The sequence below is a fragment of the Uliginosibacterium sp. H1 genome, assembly GCF_036017065.1.
Lineage (GTDB): Bacteria > Pseudomonadota > Gammaproteobacteria > Burkholderiales > Rhodocyclaceae > Uliginosibacterium.
The window spans coordinates 1,369,637-1,389,975 of sequence record NZ_JAYXHR010000002.1 but is presented as its reverse complement, the minus strand read 5'-3'; the positions used below and the strand labels follow the sequence as shown (position 1 = coordinate 1,389,975).

The following is a 20,339-nucleotide window of genomic DNA, read 5'->3' as shown; positions in this document are numbered from 1 at the left end:
CTCGAAACTCATCACATTGAGGGAGATAACACAATGCGCAGTCACCTGATCCTGAGTCTGATCGCCGCCGCAACCATGGCTGCTTGCAGCAGCACGCCCGAGACCAAGCCGGCCCCGGCCCCTGCCGCTCCGGCCCCCGCCGCCGCTCCGGCCGCGCCCGCTGCCAAGCCGGCTCCGGCTCCTGCTGCCAAGGTTGATCCGTACGATCCGTCCCAGCTCAACAACCCGGCGAGCCTGCTGTCCAAGCGCAGCGTCTTCTTCGCCTATGACAAGTTCGATGTCAGTGAAGACTACCAGCCGCTGGTGGTGACCCACGCGCTGTTCCTGACCAAGAACCCGTCCTACAAGATCGTGATTCAGGGCAACGCCGACGAGCGCGGCTCCAGCGAGTACAACCTGGCTCTGGGCCAGAAGCGCGCTGACGCCGTCAAGGCTGGCCTGGTCGCCCTAGGCGTGTCCGCCGGCCAGATCGAGACGATCAGCTTCGGCAAGGAAAAGCCGCGTAACACCGGTAGCGACGAAGTGGCATGGGCTGAAAACCGCCGCGCCGACATCGTCTACCAAGGCAAGTAAGCATGCATGAGCGCAACATCCGGCGGCTGACCATCGCCGCCTTGTGTTGCCTCGCAACTTTGAACGGGCCCGCGCAAGCGGGCCTGTTTGATGATGACGAGGCACGTCGTCGTATCGAGTCCCTGCAGCAGGACATGAACACCCGCCTGCAGGATCAGGACGCACGCCTCAAGAAACTCGAAGCACTCCTGAACACGCAGCTGTCGCTGGTGAACCAGCTGGAGGCGATCCGCCAGGAGATTGCCAACATCCGCGGGCAACTGGAGGTCCAGGCCAACAACATCGGCCAGACCCAGAAACGCCAGCAGGATTTCTACGTCGATCTCGACAACCGTCTGCGCAAGCTGGAAACCATCGCGCAGCCGCCTGCGGCAGCGCCGGCAGCCTCCGCCCCGGTGGCGGGCACCGAGGCCCAGGACTACGAGGCCGGGCTCAACGCGCTGAAAGCCGGCAAGAACATCGATGCCGCGGTGAACCTCAAGACGTTCATCCGCAACTATCCCAAGAGCAGCTACCTGCCCAGCGCGAATTTCTGGCTGGCTGCGACCTATGCGCAACTGAAGGACTCCGCATCCGCCCGCGATACCTACGCGAAGATGGCAGAGACCTGGCCGGACGATCCGCTGGCGCCTGATGCCTTGCTCGGCCAGGCCGACGCGCAGCAGGCACTGAAGGAGACGCGCGGCGCCCGCACCACGCTGGAAACGCTGGTGGCGAAGTATCCGAACAGCGACGCGGCCAAGACCGCCCGCAGCCGCCTCGGCAAGAAGTGAACACCGCCGCAAGCGCGGCCGCCGCTCCGACGGCGACAATCCGGCTGCGCATCTCCGAGATCTTCTTTTCCCTGCAGGGTGAAACCTCCCGCGCAGGGCTGCCGACGGTGTTCGTCCGCCTGACCGGTTGCCCGCTGCGCTGCCGCTGGTGCGATACCGAGTACGCATTCACCGGCGGCCAGTACATGCTGCTGGACGAGATCCTCGCCGAGGTCGCCCGCCACGGCACGCCCTATGTCTGCGTAACCGGCGGCGAGCCGCTGGCCCAGCGCGATTGTCTTGGCCTGCTCATCGCGCTGTGCGACGCCGGCTATTCCGTCTCGCTGGAAACCAGTGGCGCGCTGGACATCGCGGGCGTGGATGCGCGCGTGTCGCGCATCATGGACCTGAAGGCGCCGGGATCTGCCGAGGCGGACAAGAACCGCTGGGAAAACGTGCCGCTGCTGAACGCCCGCGACGAGCTGAAGCTGGTGATCGCCGACGAGGCGGACTACCTGTGGGCGCGTGACGTGATTGCGCAACACCGGCTCACCGAGCGTTGCCCGGTACTGCTGTCACCGGTGCAGGGCGAGCTCAACCCGCAGGACCTGGCCGCCTGGGTGCTGCGCGACAAGCTGGCGGTGCGCATGCAGTTGCAGATGCACAAGGTGATCTGGGGCAACATGCGCGGCGTGTAATCGCCCCTGCCAAACCCCGCGGACATCGCCGTCCGCAGAAACTCCTCCAGCCCGGAGCCCGCATGATCCAGATGTCGTTCGCATCGCTCGTCGAGACCCCTGCGGATGCCTGGGTGTTCGGTTTCCTCGGCGACGATCTCATCATCGGCCACGATGGCCTTCTGCCACCGGCAGGCGCCCTCGGCACGCTGCCGCAAGCCAGCAGCTTCGGCATCGCCGACGCCGACGGCCGCGCCTGCATTGCGCAGCAGTGGCCGGCCGACACCGTGCTGCCGGCCGGCCTTGGCGTCACCAGCCTGCGTGCCGCATACGAACACCTGCCTCCGCCGCTGTATCGACTGGCGACCCGCGCCAAGTTGCTCAACACCTGGGACCGCCAGCATCGCTACTGCGGCGCATGTGGCACGGCGACGGAACTGCTCGCCCACGAGGCCGCCAGGCGCTGCCCGGCCTGCGGACTGGTGGCCTATCCGCGCCTGTCACCTGCCGTGATGGTGCTGATCCATCGCGGTGACGACATCCTGCTGGCGCGGTCGCCGCACTTCAAGCCCGGGGTCTACAGCGCGCTGGCCGGCTTCGTCGAGGCGGGCGAGGATGCGGAGGAGTGCATCCATCGCGAGGTCATGGAAGAAGTCGGCGTGTCGGTAGGCAACCTGCGCTGGTTCAGCAGCCAGAGCTGGCCCTTCCCGCATTCGCTGATGCTGGCCTTCCATGCCGACTACGCGGGTGGCGACATCCGGCCACAACCCGGCGAGATCGAGGACGCGCTGTGGGTCAGCAAGCAGGCGCTGCGCGAAGGACGTGCCGATGTCCTGCTGCCCAGCCCGGTGAGCATCGCCCACCGCCTGATCCATCACGCACTCGACTGATCGCCATGGAAAAGAGCGACAGTCCGGGCGACATCTCGGGTGACATCCGGACGACACTCGAAACATTACCCCGGGCATGAACAAGGCCATGAACTGGATTCCCCCGCTGGACCTCGCACCCCGTCGCGCAGCCGCGGTGTGGCGCCGCAACTTCAAGGTGTGGCGCCGCCTGGCCATTCCCTCGCTGCTCGGCAACCTGGCCGATCCGCTGATCTACCTGCTGGGCCTCGGTTTCGGCCTCGGCGCCCTGCTGCCGGATGTCGGCGGCGTCAGCTACATCACCTTCCTGGCGACCGGCACCGTGGCCTTCTCCACCATGAACGCAGCGACCTTCGAGGCGTTGTATTCGGGCTTCGCGCGCATGCACCAGCAGAAGACCTGGGAGACCATCATGAACGGGCCGATGTCGCTGGACGACGTGATGGTCGGCGAGCTGATGTGGGCGGCCACCAAGTCCCTGTTCTCCGGCGGCGCGATCCTGCTGGTCATCGCCGCCTGTGGCCTGGTGAGCTGGCAGGCAGCCATCGCGGCACTGCCGTTGGTGCTGCTCACCGGCTTCTGTTTCGCCGGCCTCGGCTACATCGCCACCGCGCTGGCGCCGGGCTATGACTTCTTCATGTACTGGTTCACCTTGTTCATCAGCCCGATGGCGATGCTGTCCGGCGTCTTCTTCCCGCTCGACCAGTTGCCCACGGCGCTACGCCTGGTCACCGACTGGCTGCCGCTGTCACACGCCATCGCCCTGATGCGACCCTTGCTGCTGGGTGAAGCGATCGCGCAGCCCGTACTGCATCTGGCCGCGCTGGCAGCCTACGGCCTGGCGGGCTTCGCAGTGGCGCGCGCGCTGATGCGCCGTCGCCTGCTGCGCTGAAGCATCCAGATTCCGGCCCGCGCGCCGATAAACCGGGCACCCGCGTCCCCGGGCTTCCACTATGCCGCCGACATTGCGCCAAGACGACAGCACGCAGCTTTCCTGGTTGTTCGACGACCAGGGAGAGCGTCTCGTCGTCCTGACCACCAATCTCCTGGCCGCCCTGATCGTGCCGCTGGTGATCTTCGGCTTCTGGCTGGAGAGCGTGCAGATCGGATGGCGCTGGCAGATCATCGTCACCGGCCTGGCCACCGCCGCCCTGGCGCGCGGCCTGTTGCGCTTACGCCATCCCAGGGCCGCCGTGCACTGCCTGCTGTGGGGGCTGTGGGCCGCGGTGTCGCTGCAGTGCCTGGCGGTGGACGGCATCCGCTCGCCGGCCGCCATCGCCTACCCGCTGATCTTCATCCAGGCCGGCTGGATGCTGGGCCGGCGCAGCACCTGGTTCATGTTCTGCCTGACGCTGACGGTGGTCGCCCTCATGGCGGCCTTCGACACCCGCCTCTACCCGGCGCCGATGCAGCACCCGCTGTCCTCCTACTGGGTCTCCCTCACCGCGGTGGCGGTGATGTGCTGCGCGCTGGCCCTGCACGTGGCCGACAGCTCGCGCCGCCAGTACGCGCAGATCGCGGCGGCCCGCGACGAACTCGACCGGCACCTCAACCAGTTGCAGCGATCGGAGGACAAGTTCGAGAAGCTCTTCCGCCTGATGCCCGTGCCCCTGTCCATTGCGGAACTGGCCGACGGCAGGCTGCTGGATGCCAACGACGCCTGGCTGGCGCTGTGGGGCTACTCGCGTGACGAAGCCATCGGCCACACCGCCGTCGAACTGGGCATCTGGGTGAATCCCGGCGAGCGCCAGAGCTGGATAGAGAACGTGCGACAGGACGGCCACCTGTATGCCTACCAGGTGCGTTTCCAGAACCGTCACGGCGAGCCGCACGACATCCTCACCTACCTGGAAAGGGTGGAGTACGAGGGGCGCGACTGCATCGTCGTCGGCCACGTCGACATCACCGAGCGGCTGCGCGCGGAGGCCGCCATCCAGCGCCTCAACGCCGAGCTGGAGCAACGCGTGGCCGAACGCACCGCGACCCTCACCGAGACCATCGAGACCCTGCGCCATACGCAGGAAGAGCTGATCCACGCCGATCGCCTGGCCTCGCTGGGCGCCATGGTGGCGGGCATCGCGCACGAGCTGAACACCCCCATCGGCAACGCGCTGACGGTGGCCACCACGCTGGAGCACGACACCGGCGAATTCGCCAGCAAGGTGCGCGACAACGCATTGCGACGCTCCGCGCTGGACCGCTACGTCGAGGATTCGCAGAAGGCGTCCACGCTGATCGCCCGCTCGCTGTCGCGCGCTGGCGAGTTGATCCAGAGCTTCAAGCAGGTGGCGGTGGACCAGACCTCGGAGCGTCGCCGCCTGTTCAGCCTGCCGCAGCTGGTCGAGGACCTGGTGGAGACCATCCGCCCCACCCTGCGCCACAGCCAGTGGCGCATCGACACCGAACTGCCGGCGGCGCTGGACATGGACAGCCTGCCCGGGCCGCTGGGCCAGGTCATCAGCAACCTGGTGCACAACGCGGTCATCCACGGCCTCGACGCCACCACAGGAGCAGCAGGCGTCGTGTCGGTGTCGGCCACGCTGCTGGCGGACGACACGGTGGAGCTGCGCGTAGCCGACAACGGGCGCGGCATCTCCACCGAGGTGCTGGGGCGCATCTTCGACCCCTTCTTCACCACCCGCCTGGGGCAGGGCGGTTCCGGGCTGGGCCTGCACATCGTGCATCGCCTGGTGACCACCCTGCTGGGCGGCGACATCCGCGTGGAGTCCGCGCCGGACAAGGGCACACTGTTCATCGTGACGCTGCCGCGCGTCGCGCCCGGGCACTGAAGCCGTCGCAACCCTGCCGCCAGCACTCCCGCCAGAACTCCCTCAAAAAGGAACACCGGACATGCATTCCGACCTGACACCCGGCGACGTCCTGCTGGTGCTGTGCAACACGCCGGACGCCGGCTGTGCGCGTACCATCGCCCGCGCCCTGGTGGAACGACGGCTCGCCGCCTGTGTCAATGTGCTGTCGCCCTGCCAGTCGGTGTATCGCTGGCAAGGGGACATCGAAGAGGCGGAGGAAGTCCCGTTGCTGATCAAGACCACGCGACAAGCCTACCCCGCCCTGGAGACCACCCTGCACGCGCTGCATCCCTACGACACGCCCGAGATCATCGCCCTGCCGCTCGCTGCCGGCCTGCCCGCCTACCTTGGCTGGGTGCAGGCAGAATGCGGGGCCCGGAACCCTGCATCCGGCCCGACGCCCTGAACGCGGCACCCTGACCCCTTCGTTACCGATGAAGCAACTCCTGCAGTCCTGTCTGCTGTCCTTCGCGCTGGCCTGCACGGCGCTCTGCGGCACGGTCGCATCCGCAGCCGATCCCTTGCCGCCCGACCGCGCCTTCCGCCTCAGTGCGCAGGCGATCGACGACCGGCATGTGGAAGTGCGCGTCGCCATCGAGCCGGGTTACTACCTGTACCGCGACAAGTTCCGCTTCACGGCCGCCCCACCGGCCACGGCCGTCGGCACGCCGCAGTACCCGACCGGTGAGTCCCATACCGACGCCTTCTTCGGCACGCAGACCGTGTTCCGCGACGCGCTGCGCGTCGTCCTGCCGGTGGATGCGCCGGTCGGCGAGCCCTTCGAGCTGAAGGTCGTGCACCAGGGCTGTGCCGATCTCGGCGTGTGCTATCCGCCCTCCACCATCCCGGTGAAGCTGTCCATGCTCGGCATGTCGGTGGCACCCGGTGCCAGTGCCGGTGGCCTGAACACCGCGCCGGCCTTTGGCGCACCGGCGCCGATGATGGATACGGCCCCCGCCAACGCCCCTTCCCTGAACAGTGCGGCGCCGTCACCGGAAGCAGGCGTCGCCATCGCACCGCGCTACGAAGATGACAGTGCGCGCGTCGCGCGCCTGCTGCGCGGTGGTGATCTCGGCCTCATCGCGCTGAGCTTCCTCGGCTTCGGCCTGCTGCTGTCCTTCACACCCTGCGTGCTGCCGATGGTGCCCATCCTGTCGGGCATCATCGTCGGCCACGGCGAGGACATCAGCCGCGGCCGCGCCTTCGCGCTGTCGCTGGCCTACGTGCTGGGCATGGCGGCCACCTACACGGTGGCCGGCGTGCTGGCCGGGCTGTCCGGCACGCTGCTGGCCGCCGCCTTCCAGAACATCTGGGTGCTGGCCGCCTTCGCCGCCTTCTTCGTCGTGCTCGCGCTGGGAATGTTCGGCTGGTACGAGTTCCAGTTGCCGACGGCGCTGCAGAGCCGGCTGTCCGGCATCGTCAACAAGCAGGGCGGCTCGCTCGGTGGCTTGGCGGGCATGGGTGCGCTGTCGGCGCTGATCGTCGGCCCCTGCGTGGCTGCGCCACTGGCCGGTGCGCTGCTCTACATCGCGCAGGCCGGCAGCCCGACCATCGGCGGCGCGGCGCTGTTCGCGATGGCCATCGGCATGGGCATCCCGCTGCTGGCCGTCGGCGTCGCCGCCCGCCACTGGCTACCGAAACCGGGGCCGTGGATGGAAGGCGTGAAACGCTTCTTCGGCGTGCTTCTGCTGGCGACCGCCATCTGGCTGGTGGGCCCGGTGTTGCCCGCCATCGTGCCGATGCTGCTGTGGGCGGCTTTGCTGGTGCTGTGCGGCGTGCTGCTGGGCGCCTTCGACGCGCTGAAGCCGCGTGCCGGCACTGCCGCCAAGCTCGGCAAGGGCTTCGGCATCCTCGCCCTGGTAGCCAGCGCCACCCTGCTGGTCGGGGCCCTGTCCGGCTCGCGCGATCCGCTAGCCCCACTGTCCGGTTTGCAGGGCAGCACTGCACAGGCGCATCCACAATTCGAACGCATCAAGACCGTGGCCGATCTGGACGCCCGCCTGCAGGGCGCCAGCCGCCCGGTGATGCTCGATTTCTATGCCGACTGGTGCGTGAGCTGCAAGGAAATGGAGCGCTTCACCTTCGCCGACGCCGCCGTCGCGAAGCAACTGGAAGGCTTCACCCTGCTGCAGGCCGACGTCACTGCCAACGACGACGCCGACCAGGCGCTGCTCAAGCGCTTCGGTCTGTTCGGCCCGCCGGGGATCATCTTCTTCGACGCGCAGGGTCGCGAGGTCGACGGCCTGCGCGTCATCGGTTTCATGGGTGCCACCCGTTTCGGACAGGTGCTGGACGAGGCCACCACCGCCCAGGGAGGCAAGCGATGAGCGACATCCAGCGACTGGGCGTCACCGCCCGCTACGCCGACGCCACGGTGTTCAACGGTTTGCTGCATGCGGTGGAAGTCCCGGCCAGCGAGGACGGCAACATCCACCAACAGACGCGCAGCCTGCTGGCTGCACTGGAAGCCACCCTTCAACGCGCGGGCAGCGACAAGTCGCGCATCCTGATGGCGACCGTCTACCTCACCGACATGGCCGACTACGACGGACTCAACGCGGAATGGGAGGCCTGGTTGCCGGCGGGCTGCGCGCCCGCGCGGGCCTGCGTGAAGGTGGCCGGGCTCGCGCGGCCGGGCTGGCGGGTGGAAGTAGTGGCCATTGCGGCCGTGACCACCGCCGGCTAGAGGTAGAGCACGCCCTCGCCGATGACGACGGCGGTCCCGCCGACACGGATCGCCTCGATGCGGCCATCGCGCTTGTCGGCTTCGATGTAGAGCTGGCTGGGCCGGCCCATCGCCACGCCTTGCCAGATCTCCCACTGGAAGGAACCGTCCAACTGCGGCTCGCGGCGCGCCAGGTAGCCGGCCAGTGCCGCCGCCGCCGCGCCGGTGGCCGGGTCCTCGTAGAAGCCGAAGGACGGCGAAAACACCCGCACGTGATAGCGGTGCGGAATCTGCGGGTCGTTGGCGAACACGCAGATGGAGGCCGCCCAGCTGCGCGAGGCCCACATGTTGTAGCTGACCATGTCGAGCTGCACGAGGCCCAGGCGGTTGTGGTCGGTCAGCGGCACCATGTGGAAAGGCACGCCACAGCTCACCGCATCCGGCCCCTGGCGGTCGTCGCGCACATCTTCCGGCAGCAGGCCGAGGATGCTGGCGTAGGCCTCGGACGAGAGGGAGTCGCCCAGTTCCGGCAGCACCGCTGCGGTGAACTGGCAGAAGGCGGGACGCCCGTCGCGCATCACCACGCGGATCGGCACCGGCCCGACGCCTTCGAGGAATTCGAGGTGATTGTCGCCGTCGCGGAAATCGAAGGCGCCGATATGGGCCAGCACATGCGCCGTGCCGATGGTGGGATGGCCGGCGAACGGCAGCTCCCTGGCCGGCGCGAAGATGCGCACCCTGCAGCCGTTGGCGACCCGCGGCGCACACACGAAGGCGGCTTCGGAGAGGTTCAGCTCGCGGGCGATGCGCTGCATCTGGGCGTCACTGAGGTCGTCGCCCTCGGGAAAAACTGCCAGCGGATTCCCCGCGAAGGCCTGGCCGGTAAATACATCGGCGAGGAAGTATCGGCAGGAGCGGGGGCTGGGGTTCATGGCGGCCAATCTTACTGTGTAATCGTGTAATTCGCTGTCAGCCACAAGCAACTAGCGGACCTCCGGGCGCCGCCCCTACCGCCGGCAGGGCTTTCCGGAAAGGTGTGGAGAGCTGTGCCGCGCAGGCGGCCGCGTCGAACTTCGCGCCCGCGAACGGTTCTTATCCGTGCGGGGACGCCCTCCGTCCCTTAAAATAGCGGGTTCTATTCGCAGAGCCGCGAAAGCACCAGGCCGACCATGCAAGCAGCTCCAGACTTCGCCGCCCCTCACGCCACGCCCGCCGCTTCGCGGTTGCGCGAGATTCCGTACAACTACACCTCGTTCTCCGACCGCGAAATCGTCATTCGCCTGCTCGGCGACGAGGCGTGGGAAGTACTGCAATCCCTGCGCGTCGAGCGCGTGACCGGCCGTTCCGCACGCATGCTGTACGAAGTGCTGGGCGACATCTGGGTGGTGCAACGCAATCCCTACCTGGAAGACGACCTGCTGGACAACCGCGGCCGCCGTGGTGCGCTGATCGCAGCCCTGCGTCATCGCCTGGCCGAAGTCGACAAGCGCCGCGCCGAAACCGAAGGCGCCGATCCGCAGCGCGCGGCCAAGGTCGCGCAGCTGGTGGTCGCCGCCAACAAGGCCGTCGACGCCTTTGCCGCGCACTTCGAGAAGACGTACGACCTGCGCAAGCGTGCCCAGCGCCAGCTCGGCAAGCACACGCGCAAGGACAACATCTGCTTCGACGGCTACGCCCGCGTCTCCCACGTCACCGACGCCACCGACTGGCGCGTCGAGTACCCCTTCGTGGTGCTGTACCCGGACACCGAGGAAGAGATCGGCCACCTGGTGCGCGACTGCATCGAGCTGGGCCTGACCATCATCCCGCGCGGGGGTGGCACCGGCTACACCGGCGGCGCCGTACCGCTGACGCCGTATTCGGCCGTCATCAACACCGAGAAGCTGATCGACATCGGCGGCGTGGAACCGCTGACCGCCCTGCCCGGCGTCGACCAGCCCTACGCCACCATCTTCACCGGCGCCGGCGTGGTGACCCGCCGTGTGATGGAAGCCGCCGAGAACGCCGGCTTGGTGTTCGCCTGCGACCCGACGTCGGCGGACGCCTCCTGCATCGGCGGCAACGTGGCCATGAATGCCGGCGGCAAGAAGGCCGTGCTGTGGGGCACCGCGGTCGACAACCTGGCCTCGTGGAAGATGGTCAAGCCGGACGGCGAATGGCTGGAGGTGGTGCGCCTCGGCCACAACCTCGGCAAGATCCACGACCAGAAGGAAGTGCAGTTCCGGCTCAAGCACTTCGACGTGTCCGGCAGGAAGCTGCTGCGCGAGGAAACCATCACCCTGCAGGGCGAGATGTTCCGCAAGGTGGGCCTGGGCAAGGACGTCACCGACAAGTTTCTCGGCGGCCTGCCCGGCATCCAGAAGGAAGGCACCGACGGCATCATCACCAGCGCGCGCTGGTTGCTGCACCGCCTGCCGGCGCACACCCGCACGGTATGCCTGGAGTTCTTCGGCCAAGTGCGCGAGGCGGTGCCCGCCATCGTCGAGATCAAGGACTACATCGACGGCCTGCCCAAGGTGGGCGATGCGCGCGTCATGCTCGCCGGCCTGGAGCACCTCGACGAGCGCTACGTGAAGGCCGTCGGCTACGCCACCAAGGCCAAGCGCCACGGTCGGCCGAAGATGGTGCTGATCGGCGACATCGTCGGCGACGACGAGAACAGCGTGATGGCCGCCGCGTCGGAAGTCGTGCGCATCTGCAACGCGCGCAGCGCGGAAGGCTTCATCGCCGTCACCGCCGACACGCGCAAGAAGTTCTGGCTGGACCGCGGCCGCACCGCTGCCATCGCGAAGCACACCAACGCCTTCAAGATCAACGAGGACGTGGTCATCCCGCTGCCGCGCATGGGCGACTACTGCGACGGCATCGAACGCATCAACATCGAGCTGTCGCTGAAGAACAAGCTGAAGCTGTGCGACGCCATTGCCGCCTTCCTGGACGGCGACCTGCCGGTACGTGCCAACGACGAGAACATCGATCACGAAGTGCTGATCGGCGATCGTCGTGCCCGCGCGCTGGAGCTGGTTTCGCATGTGCGGGCGCGCTGGCAGTGGATCTACGACAACCTCGACCTGCCGCTGGCGCAGGCTGAAGCGAAGTTCGACGAGCTGGGCATCCAGGCGGGCGAACTCTCCAACCGTGCCGCCAACCCCGTGCTGTTCCACCGCGTGCAGGATTATTCCGTGCGCATCTCGTGGAAGACCGAGCTGAAGGAAGCCATCGAGGCCATCTTCGAGGGCAACCTGTATCGCCCGGTGCTCGAGCGCTTCGAGCAGGTCCACAAGGAAATCCTGCGCGGCCGCGTTTTCGTGGCGCTGCACATGCACGCCGGCGACGGCAATGTGCACACCAACCTGCCGGTGAACTCGGATCACTACGAGATGCTGCAGGAAGCCAATGCGGCGGTGGTGCGCATCATGGCGCTGGCGCGTTCGCTGGGCGGGGTCATCTCGGGTGAGCACGGCATCGGCATCACCAAGCTGGAGTTCCTCACCGAGGAGGAGGTCGCCCCCTTCCGCGCCTACAAGCAGAAGGTTGACCCGGAAGGCCGCTTCAACAAGGGCAAGCTGATGCCCGGCGGCGACCTGACGCACGCCTACACGCCCAGCTTCAACCTGATGGGCCACGAGTCGCTGATCATGCAGCAGAGCGACATCGGTTCCATCTCGGAATCGGTGAAGGACTGCCTGCGCTGCGGCAAGTGCAAGCCTGTTTGCTCTACTCATGTACCGCGCGCCAACCTGCTGTACTCGCCGCGCAACAAGATCCTCGCCACCTCGCTGCTGGTCGAAGCCTTCCTGTACGAGGAGCAGACCCGCCGCGGCGTGTCGATCAAGCACTGGGAAGAGTTCGAGGACGTGGCCGACCACTGCACGGTATGCCACAAGTGCTTCAACCCCTGCCCGGTGGACATCGACTTCGGCGACGTGTCGATGAACATGCGCAACCTGCTGCGCAAGATGGGCAAGCAGAGCTTCAATCCGACCAAGAAGCTCGCGATGGCCTTCCTGAACGCCACCAACCCGCAGACCATCAAGTTCCTGCGCAAGACGAGCATCGAGTGGGCCTTCAAGGCACAGCGCATCGCCGTGGACGTCTTCAGGCCGCTATCGAAGCCGACCACCAAGGCGCCCCCTGCATCGCTCGGCAAGCCGCCGATCAAGACGCAGGTGATCCACTTCGTGAACAAGAAGATGCCGGGCAACCTGCCCAAGCGCACTTCGCGCGCGCTGCTGGACATCGAGGACGCCGAGATCGTGCCGGTGATCCGCGACCCGCAGAAGACCAAGTCGGATTCGGAAGCAGTGTTCTACTTCCCCGGCTGCGGTTCGGAACGCCTGTTCTCGCAGGTCGGCCTCGCCACCCAGGCGATGCTCTACAACGTGGGCGTGCAGACCGTGCTGCCGCCGGGCTACCTGTGCTGCGGCTATCCGCAGCGTGGCGCCGGCCAGTACGACAAGGCGGAGAAGATCACGACGGACAACCGTGTGCTGTTCCACCGCGTCGCCAACACGCTGAATTACCTCGACATCAAGACGGTGGTGGTGAGTTGCGGCACCTGCTACGACCAGCTGCAGATGTACGAATTCGAGAAGATCTTCCCGGGTTGCCGGCTGATCGACATCCACGAATTCCTGCTGGAGAAGGGCGTGAAGCTGGAAGGGGTGAGCGGCGTGCGCTACATGTACCACGAGCCCTGCCACAACCCGATGAAGCAGCAGGAGTCGATGAAGACGGTCAATGCGCTGATCACCACCGTGGACAACACGAAGATCAGCAAGAACGACCGTTGTTGCGGCGAGAGCGGCACGCTGGGCGTATCGCGTCCGGACATCTCCACGCAGGTCCGCTTCCGCAAGGAAGAGGAAATGCGCAAGGGTGCCGATGCGCTGCGCGCCGACGGCTTCACCGGCGACGTCAAGATCCTGACCTCCTGCCCGAGCTGCCTGCAGGGCCTCAAGCGCTACAACGAGGACTCGGGTACCGAGGCCGACTACATCGTCATCGAGATGGCCAAGCACCTGCTCGGCGAAAGCTGGCTGGAGGACTACGTCGGCAAGGCCACCAACGGCGGCATCGAGCGCGTACTGCTCTGAGCAGTGGCTGGCGGGTACGCAATGAGAAGGGCCGCCCGAGGGCGGCCCTTCTCATTGCCACAGGTCGGTACCGGTCAGCCGGGGCGGCGGCGCTGCACGCCCACGATGCCGAGCGCCAGCAGGGCCAGCGCAAGCGTGGCCGGTGCGGGCACCAGTGCCGCCAGCGTACGGTCGGCGAGGATTTCCGCCGTGGCCGAGGTGGGGTGGATGTCGTCCCAGAAGAGGTGTTGGTCGGGGTTGATGCAGGCAGGCGTCTGGCTCGGAATGCCGACGAAACCGCTGATGCAGGCGCTCATGTCGGTGAAGCCGTAATCCGACGCATTGGCCGCCACTTCACGCAACAGGTTGAAGGTATCGAAGCGGACCACGTTCAATCCGGGCACTGCCCCGGACAGGCTGGCCAGCACCGCATCGATCGCGGCATTGAAGTCCATCACGACCTGGCTGGCCGCGGCCTGCGCCATGGGGCCGGCCGCCGCGACGCGGGGCGTCAGGCCGAGATCGGTGATCGTGGGCAGCAGCAGGTTGCGCGCGCCACTGCCGACCAGCTGGCCCAGGGCGGCAGCAATGTCACCCACCGAGTCGGCGATGCGCGATTGCGCGGCGGCGGCCTGCCCCAGACTGAACAGCTCCAGCGCCTGGAACAGATCGTTGGAGCCGATCCACATCGTGTAGAGCGCGTTCGGATCGCTCGTCGCATGCGAGCTGAAATAGCTCTGCATTTGTCCCTGCAGGCTGAACGCGGCATTGGCCTGCGGCGTATTCAGGATATGGGCATCGGTGAGGGCTCCGCCCACCGCGTAGTTGGTGCCCCCGAGGTACGAAGGCGTTGCGCCACCGGGCAAGCCCAGGCCCAGCGAGATGCGCTCGGCGTAGCTGGTGCCGTTGGAGAAGTGCCCGTTGTAGTAGTCGCCCGGTTGCGGCAAGGCGCCGGACGTGGCCACGAAGAGGTTGCCGGCGTCGGACAGGCTGTCGCCGAACACGTAGTGCGCGGTGTACGGTCCCGCGATCGTTGCCTGGCTCAGGCCGAGGCCCAGAGTGATGGCAAGGGTTTGCAACAGTCGCTTCATCGGTCTCTCCGCTTCATGTCTTTGTTTGAGTGCAAGCCATACGCGGACTGAGTATAGAAGCGCGCGAACGGATCCTGCTGTGGCAGCCTGAAAGACTGTAACCGCCTTCGCCTTGCCCGGCATGCTCTGACGAGCATTTCCTGCCCGTCCGTACAGGGACCATGCGACCGTCGGCGGAACGCAGGCGGACAGACGGGATTCCACGCGGTGCGCACCCGCGTCAGCCGGTAGAATCTTCACGACCCCAAGCAGCCTGGAAAACGGAACCCAATGAGCGAGGAATACCTCATCAACTTCACCCCGCAGGAAACGCGGGTGGCCCTGATGCATCACGGCTCCGTGCAGGAGCTGCATATCGAGCGGGAGCACTCCCGCGGCATCGTCGGCAACGTGTACCTCGGCAAGGTGGTGCGCGTGCTGCCCGGCATGCAGTCGGCGTTCATCGAGATCGGCCTGGACCGCACCGCCTTCCTCCACGTCGCCGACATCTGGCTGGACCGCCACAACGGCGAAGTGCACCGCCCCATCGAGCGCATGCTGCACGAGGGCCAGGAGCTGATGGTGCAGGTGCTGAAGGACCCCATCGGCACCAAGGGCGCGCGACTGGCGACCCAGCTTTCGATTGCCGGTCGCCTGCTGGTCTACCTGCCGCAGGAACACCACATCGGGATTTCGCAGCGCATCGAGAGCGAGGCCGAACGCGAAGCCCTGCGCGAGCGCCTGCAGCGCCTGATCCCGGCGGACGAAAAAGGCGGCTTCATCGTGCGCACCCAGGCGGAGCTTGCCAGCGACGAAGAACTGGCCGCCGACATCGCCTACCTGCGCAAGCTGTGGACCGAGATCGGCACCCGCCGCAGCGCCGCCAAGGCGCCCGCCGCGCTGTACCACGACCTCACCCTGGCGCAGCGCGTCCTGCGCGACCTGGTGGATACCGAGACCGACCGCATCCTCATCGACTCGCGGGAGAACTTCAACAAGCTGCAGTCCTTCTCCAGCGAATACATGCCGCGGGTGGCCCACCTGCTGGAGCACTACCAGGGCGAACGGCCGCTGTTCGACCTGCACGGCGTGGAGGACGAGATCCAGAAGGCGCTCGCCCGTCGCGTGGACCTGAAGAGCGGCGGCTACCTGATCATCGACCAGACCGAGGCGCTCACCACCATCGACGTGAACACCGGCGGCTTCGTCGGCGCCCGCACCTTCGACGACACCATCTTCAAGACCAACCTGGAAGCCGCCCAGGCCATCGCCCGCCAACTGCGCCTGCGCAACCTCGGCGGCATCATCCTGCTCGACTTCATCGACATGGACAGCGCCGACCACCGCGAAGCCGTGCTGGCGGAGCTGAACAAGACGCTGTCGCGCGACCATGTGAAGGTGTCGGTCAATGGCTTCACCTCGCTGGGGCTGGTGGAGATGACCCGCAAGCGCACCCGCGAGTCACTGGCCCACGTGTTGTGCGAGCCCTGCCCCACCTGCGGTGGCCGGGGCGAAGTGAAAACCGCCCGCACCGTCGCCTACGAGATCGTCCGCGAGCTGGTGCGTACGGCACGCCAGTTCGACGGCAAGGAGTTCCGCATCGTCGCCGCGCCGGCGGTCACCGACCTGTTCCTCGACGAGGAGGCGCAGTCCATCGCCATGCTGCAGGACTTCATCGGCCGGCCGATCTCGCTGCACGCCGAGTCCGGCTACACGCAGGAACAGTTCGACATCGTGCTGTTGTAACCCACCACCACGAGGCCCCATGAAACCTGTCGCGCTTCTTGGCAATCGAGTCGCACTGCAGCCCATGCAGGCCGCGCACGCGGAGGCGCTGGTGCGCGCCGCGAGCGACGGTGAATTGTGGCGCCTGATCTACACTTCGGTGCCCAGCCGCGAGACGGTGGACACCTACATCGACAACGCGCTGTCCGGCCTTGCCGCCGGCACCGCGCAGCCTTTCGTCACCACCCTTGCCGACAGTGGCGAAGTAGTGGGTAGCACCCGCTTCTGGAAGATCGACCGGGCGAACCGCAAGCTGGAGATCGGCCACACCTGGATCGCCGCCAGCTGGCAGCGCAGCTTCGTCAACACCGAGGCCAAGTACCTGATGTTGCGTCACGCCTTCGAGACCTTGAACTGTGTGCGCGTGCAGCTGCAGACCGACGAACTGAACACCCGTTCGCGCGCCGCCATCCTGCGCCTGGGTGCGAAGGAGGAAGGCATCGCCCGCAACGAGCGCATCATGGCCGATGGCCGCAAGCGCAATTCGGCGCGCTTCAGCATCATCGACGAAGAGTGGCCGGCCATCCGCACCCGGCTGGAAGCACGCCTGCAGGCAGGCGGGACCGCAGCACGCTACCTGATCGAGGAGTCCGCGACATGCTCCGCCTGACCCGTCCCCGTGCCGTCATCTTCGACATGGACGGCCTGCTGCTCGATTCCGAGCGCGTGTCGCTGGAGCTGTTTGCGCAAGCGGCCAGCGGGCTGCAGATCCCCTGGACCCACGAAGTCGGCCTAAGCATGGTCGGGCTGAATTCGCGCGACTCCAACCAGTTGCTGACCGCGGCCTTCGGCGCGGACTATCCCGTGGAGCCGCTGCGCGAGCGATTCGGCGAACTCTACGAGGCCGCCATCGTGGCTGGCCTGGTTCCGCTCAAACCCCACGTGGTCACTTTGCTGGACCAGCTGGAACGCCTGGGCATTCCGCGCGCGGTGGCCACCTCCACCCGCCGCACGCGGGCCGAGGCCAAGCTGCTGCGCGCCGGCATCCGCGAGCGCTTCGCCGCGCTGGCCTGTGGCGACGAAGTGGTGCGTGGCAAGCCGCACCCGGACATCTTCGAACTCGCCGCCCGCCATCTTGGCGTGGAGGGCCGCGACTGCCTGGTGCTGGAGGACTCCAACGCCGGCGTACGCGGCGGCGTGGCGGCCGGCATGCAGGTGGTGATGGTGCCGGACCTGCTGAAGCCGGACGCCGACATCCGCCGACTCGGTGTGCAGGTGGTGGAATCGCTGCGCGACGTCGTCGCCGCGCTGGGCTGAAGCGGCCGCGTCGGCACGAAAAAACGCCCGGCATGACCGGGCGTTTTTTTGTGGTGAAGACGGCGGCCGGCAATCAGCCGTCGTTCTCCTCTTCCTCCTGCGCGCGACGCTGCTTCTGCGCGACGCGCTCCGGCGTCTCGGCGATCAGCAGCTTGTCGACGCGGTGGCGATCCATGTCCACCACCTCGAAACGCAGGCCGACGCTCTCGAAGTGGTCGGCCACGCGCGGAATGCGGCCCAGCTGCTGCATGACGAACCCGCCGACGGTGTGGAAGCCGCCACCGTCGGACTCCGGCAGTTCGTCGACGTCGAACAGATCCTGGAAGCGCTCCACCGTCATCGAGGCATCGACCAGCCAGGAGCCGTCCTCGCGCTGCACCAGTTCCGGCGTGTCGATGTCGTCGTGGTCCGGCATGTCGCCGACGATGGAAGTCAGCACGTCGGTGAGCGACACCAGACCCTCGATCTCGCCGTACTCGTCCACCACCAGCGCGAACTGCACCCGCGACTTGCGGAAGTGCTCCAGCAACTGCGAGGTGGTCAGCGTGTCCGGCACGTACAGCGGCGAGCGCAGCACCGGCTCGATCAGGAAGGGCTCGCCATTCAGGATGGGCTTCAGCAGGTCTTTCACCTGCAGCACGCCCAGCACGTTCTCCAAGCCGTCGCGACACACCACCAGGCGTCCGTACTCGCTGTTCGCGACCTCGCCGCGCACGTCGGCCTCGGGATCGGCGAGGTCGATGAAGTGGATGTCCTTGCGCGGCGTCATGATGCCGCCGATGCGCTGCTCGTCCAGGCGCAGCACGTTGGAGACGATCTCCTGCTCGCTCTCGTGGAAGACGCCGGCCTCGGCGCCCTGCCCCATGAGCACCTTGATCTCCTCGTCGGTCACCGGCGGTTCGCCGGCACGGCGGGCGCGGAAGGGGCGCAGGATGATGTCGCTGGACACCGAGAACAACCACACCAGCGGACGCACGATGCGCGACAGCGCCGTCAGCGGGCGCGCCATCACGGAGGCGATGGCTTCCGGTGCCAGCAACGCGAGGCGCTTGGGCACCAGTTCGCCGATGACGACCGACAGGTAGGTGATGAAGACGACCACCAGGCCCAGTGCGATCGGGCCGGCATAGGGGCCGATCAGGGGCAGGGGCTCGAGGAAGGTGCGGATCGGCACGCTCAGCGCGCCTTCACCGATGGCACCCGACAGAATGCCGATCGAGGTGATGCCGACCTGGATGGTCGACAGGAAGCTGGAGGGTTCGTCGTGCAGGCGCAGCGCACTGCGCGCGCCGGGCGAGCCGTCTTCAGCGAGTTTCTGCAGGCGCGCCTTGCGGGAAGACACCACCGCAATTTCAGACATGGCGAACACGCCATTGAGCACGATCAGCAGGACAACGATTGCGAGATCCATACAGCGCCGGCCAACTCCGGCACAGGAATGAGGGACAATGAGGATACCATGCCCGCCCCGGGCGCCTTTTTGCCCACCGGCAAGGCTTACTCTGGCGGCGCATTCGGCGGAAATGCCTTCCGGTTCCGCGATTTTCCCTGTCAGATCACCTCATTCCGGCCCCGGAGTCCGCCATGCAGCTCATCGGCATGCTCGATTCGCCCTATGTGCGCCGCGTCGCCATCGGCGCGACGCTGATGGGGCAGCCCTTCGAGCACCGCTCCATCTCCGTGCTGCGCCAGATCGAGCAGTACCGCGCCATCAACCCGCTGATCAAGGCGCCGACCCTGGTCTGCGACGACGGCGAAGTCCTGATGGACAGCAGCCTGATCCTCGCCTGGCTCGATTCACGCGTCGCTCCGGCGCAGCGGTTGTGGCCCACGCAGGCCGACACCTACCGCCGTGCCCTGCAACTGGGCGGCATCGCGCTGGTGGCCTGCGAGAAGACCGTGCAGCACCTCTACGAAACCCAGCTGCGCCCCGAAGCCTTCCAGTACGACCCGTGGCTGTCGCGCATCCGCAGCCAGCTCGCCGATGCCTGGGCGCTGCTGGACGCGGCCTGCGCCGGCCGCGGCACGAGCTGGCTGTGCGGCGACACGCTGTGCCAGGCCGACATCGACGTGGCCGTCGCCTGGGGCTTCAACCAGTTCGCCCAGCCCGGCCTCAGTGACCCGTCGCTGACGCCGGCGCTGGCAGCTTTCGCGGCGCAGACCGAAGCCCTGCCCGCCTTCCTTGCCTATCCCGTGGACAGAACATGATCGGACGCCTCACCGGCACCCTGCTGGAAAAGAACCCACCGCTGATCCTTCTCGACGTCGGTGGCGTCGGCTACGAAGTGGACGTGCCGATGAGCACCTTCTACAACCTGCCGGCCACCGGCCAGAAGGTGACGCTGCACACCCACCTCGCCATCCGCGAAGACGGCCACTTCCTGTACGGCTTCGGCAGCGAGGACGAGCGTGGCGCCTTCCGCCAGCTGCTGAAGATCTCCGGCATCGGCGCCCGCACTGCGCTGTCGGTGCTCTCCGGCATGTCGGTGGCGGAGCTGGCGCAGGCCGTCACGCTGCAGGAAAGCGGCCGCCTCACCAAGGTGCCCGGCATCGGCAAGAAGACCGCCGAGCGCCTGCTGCTGGAACTGCGCGACAAGCTGGCCAAGGCCCTGCCCGCAGTCGCCGCCACCGCCATCAGTGCGCCCGCCGGCGCCCAGACCGACATCGCCCACGCCCTGCTGGCGCTGGGCTACAACGAGAAGGAAGCGCTGGCTGCGATGAAGCAGCTGCCCGCCGACATCGGCGTGTCGGAGGGCATCCGCGCGGCGCTGAAGCTGCTGTCGAAGGCTTGAACGGAGCCACCGCC

Annotated in this window: 18 protein-coding genes; 15 read left to right on the top strand and 3 right to left on the bottom strand. The window is 67.0% G+C overall.

Annotation, left to right across the window (positions count from 1 at the left end):
* Positions 1–33: 33 nt before the first annotated feature.
* From pal to VVD47_RS15890, 9 genes are all read left to right on the top strand, one after another.
* Positions 34–573 carry a peptidoglycan-associated lipoprotein Pal gene (gene pal, locus VVD47_RS15930; protein ID WP_327604474.1) on the top strand — a complete coding sequence of 180 codons (540 nt, stop codon included), beginning with the start codon at positions 34–36 and terminating at the stop codon, positions 571–573.
* Between the two features lie 134 nt (positions 574–707).
* Complete coding sequence (gene ybgF, locus VVD47_RS15925; RefSeq protein WP_327604473.1) at positions 708–1,346, top strand: tol-pal system protein YbgF; 639 nt, start codon at positions 708–710, stop codon at positions 1,344–1,346.
* Positions 1,343–2,023 carry a 7-carboxy-7-deazaguanine synthase QueE gene (gene queE / locus VVD47_RS15920; RefSeq protein ID WP_327604472.1) on the top strand — a complete coding sequence of 227 codons (681 nt, stop codon included), beginning with the start codon at positions 1,343–1,345 and terminating at the stop codon, positions 2,021–2,023. The genes ybgF and queE overlap by 4 nt, the downstream gene beginning before the upstream one ends.
* Before the next feature lie 62 nt (positions 2,024–2,085).
* The gene (nudC, locus tag VVD47_RS15915) at positions 2,086–2,892 is read left to right on the top strand and encodes an NAD(+) diphosphatase (protein ID WP_327604471.1); all 807 of its coding nucleotides are present in this window, start codon (positions 2,086–2,088) and stop codon (positions 2,890–2,892) included.
* 88 nt (positions 2,893–2,980) lie between these two features.
* Positions 2,981–3,763 carry an ABC transporter permease gene (locus tag VVD47_RS15910; RefSeq protein WP_327604470.1) on the top strand — a complete coding sequence of 261 codons (783 nt, stop codon included), beginning with the start codon at positions 2,981–2,983 and terminating at the stop codon, positions 3,761–3,763.
* 73 nt (positions 3,764–3,836) lie between these two features.
* Positions 3,837–5,660: an ATP-binding protein gene (locus VVD47_RS15905; protein WP_327604469.1), complete on the top strand. Its 1,824-nt coding sequence runs from the start codon at positions 3,837–3,839 to the stop codon at positions 5,658–5,660.
* Positions 5,661–5,721: 61 nt separating this feature from the next.
* Positions 5,722–6,087, top strand: a complete 366-nt coding sequence (cutA, locus tag VVD47_RS15900; protein WP_327604468.1) for a divalent-cation tolerance protein CutA — start codon at positions 5,722–5,724, stop codon at positions 6,085–6,087.
* A gap of 28 nt (positions 6,088–6,115) precedes the next feature.
* On the top strand, positions 6,116–8,008 hold the full coding sequence (gene dsbD, locus VVD47_RS15895; RefSeq protein WP_327604467.1) for a protein-disulfide reductase DsbD: 1,893 nt from the start codon (positions 6,116–6,118) through the stop codon (positions 8,006–8,008).
* Positions 8,005–8,367 carry a RidA family protein gene (locus tag VVD47_RS15890; RefSeq protein ID WP_327604466.1) on the top strand — a complete coding sequence of 121 codons (363 nt, stop codon included), beginning with the start codon at positions 8,005–8,007 and terminating at the stop codon, positions 8,365–8,367. Before dsbD ends, VVD47_RS15890 begins: the two co-directional genes overlap by 4 nt.
* Here the strand turns inward: VVD47_RS15890 and VVD47_RS15885 are convergent.
* Positions 8,364–9,278, bottom strand: a complete 915-nt coding sequence (locus tag VVD47_RS15885; RefSeq protein ID WP_327604465.1) for a PhzF family phenazine biosynthesis protein — start codon at positions 9,276–9,278, stop codon at positions 8,364–8,366. The genes VVD47_RS15890 and VVD47_RS15885 overlap by 4 nt on opposite strands.
* Positions 9,279–9,515: 237 nt before the next feature.
* Here VVD47_RS15885 and VVD47_RS15880 point away from each other — a divergent pair, with 237 nt between their 5' ends.
* Positions 9,516–13,442: an FAD/FMN-binding oxidoreductase gene (locus VVD47_RS15880; protein WP_327604464.1), complete on the top strand. Its 3,927-nt coding sequence runs from the start codon at positions 9,516–9,518 to the stop codon at positions 13,440–13,442.
* Positions 13,443–13,516: 74 nt separating this feature from the next.
* On the opposite strand, the gene VVD47_RS15875 is transcribed toward VVD47_RS15880, so the two are convergent.
* Positions 13,517–14,512, bottom strand: coding sequence for an SGNH/GDSL hydrolase family protein (locus VVD47_RS15875; protein ID WP_327604463.1), 996 nt, complete (start codon positions 14,510–14,512; stop codon positions 13,517–13,519).
* A 270-nt stretch (positions 14,513–14,782) separates the two neighbouring features.
* Here VVD47_RS15875 and rng point away from each other — a divergent pair, with 270 nt between their 5' ends.
* Genes rng through VVD47_RS15860 form a run of 3 tightly spaced genes read left to right on the top strand, consistent with a single transcriptional unit; the run spans position 14,783 to position 17,533 of the window.
* The gene (gene rng, locus VVD47_RS15870; protein WP_327604462.1) at positions 14,783–16,237 is read left to right on the top strand and encodes a ribonuclease G; all 1,455 of its coding nucleotides are present in this window, start codon (positions 14,783–14,785) and stop codon (positions 16,235–16,237) included.
* 19 nt (positions 16,238–16,256) lie between these two features.
* Complete coding sequence (locus VVD47_RS15865; protein WP_327604461.1) at positions 16,257–16,886, top strand: GNAT family N-acetyltransferase; 630 nt, start codon at positions 16,257–16,259, stop codon at positions 16,884–16,886.
* On the top strand, positions 16,874–17,533 hold the full coding sequence (locus tag VVD47_RS15860) for an HAD family hydrolase (RefSeq protein ID WP_327604460.1): 660 nt from the start codon (positions 16,874–16,876) through the stop codon (positions 17,531–17,533). The genes VVD47_RS15865 and VVD47_RS15860 overlap by 13 nt, the downstream gene beginning before the upstream one ends.
* A gap of 73 nt (positions 17,534–17,606) precedes the next feature.
* Here VVD47_RS15860 and VVD47_RS15855 read toward each other — a convergent pair whose 3' ends face one another.
* Entirely contained in the window at positions 17,607–18,944 is a 1,338-nt protein-coding gene (locus VVD47_RS15855; protein ID WP_327604459.1) for a hemolysin family protein, read from the bottom strand.
* Positions 18,945–19,117: 173 nt separating this feature from the next.
* On the opposite strand from VVD47_RS15855, the gene VVD47_RS15850 reads away from it, so the two are divergent.
* Both VVD47_RS15850 and ruvA read left to right on the top strand, forming a co-directional pair.
* Positions 19,118–19,741: a glutathione S-transferase family protein gene (locus VVD47_RS15850; protein WP_327604458.1), complete on the top strand. Its 624-nt coding sequence runs from the start codon at positions 19,118–19,120 to the stop codon at positions 19,739–19,741.
* Entirely contained in the window at positions 19,738–20,325 is a 588-nt protein-coding gene (gene ruvA, locus VVD47_RS15845) for a Holliday junction branch migration protein RuvA (RefSeq protein WP_327604457.1), read from the top strand. The genes VVD47_RS15850 and ruvA overlap by 4 nt, the downstream gene beginning before the upstream one ends.
* Positions 20,326–20,339: the final 14 nt, after the last annotated feature.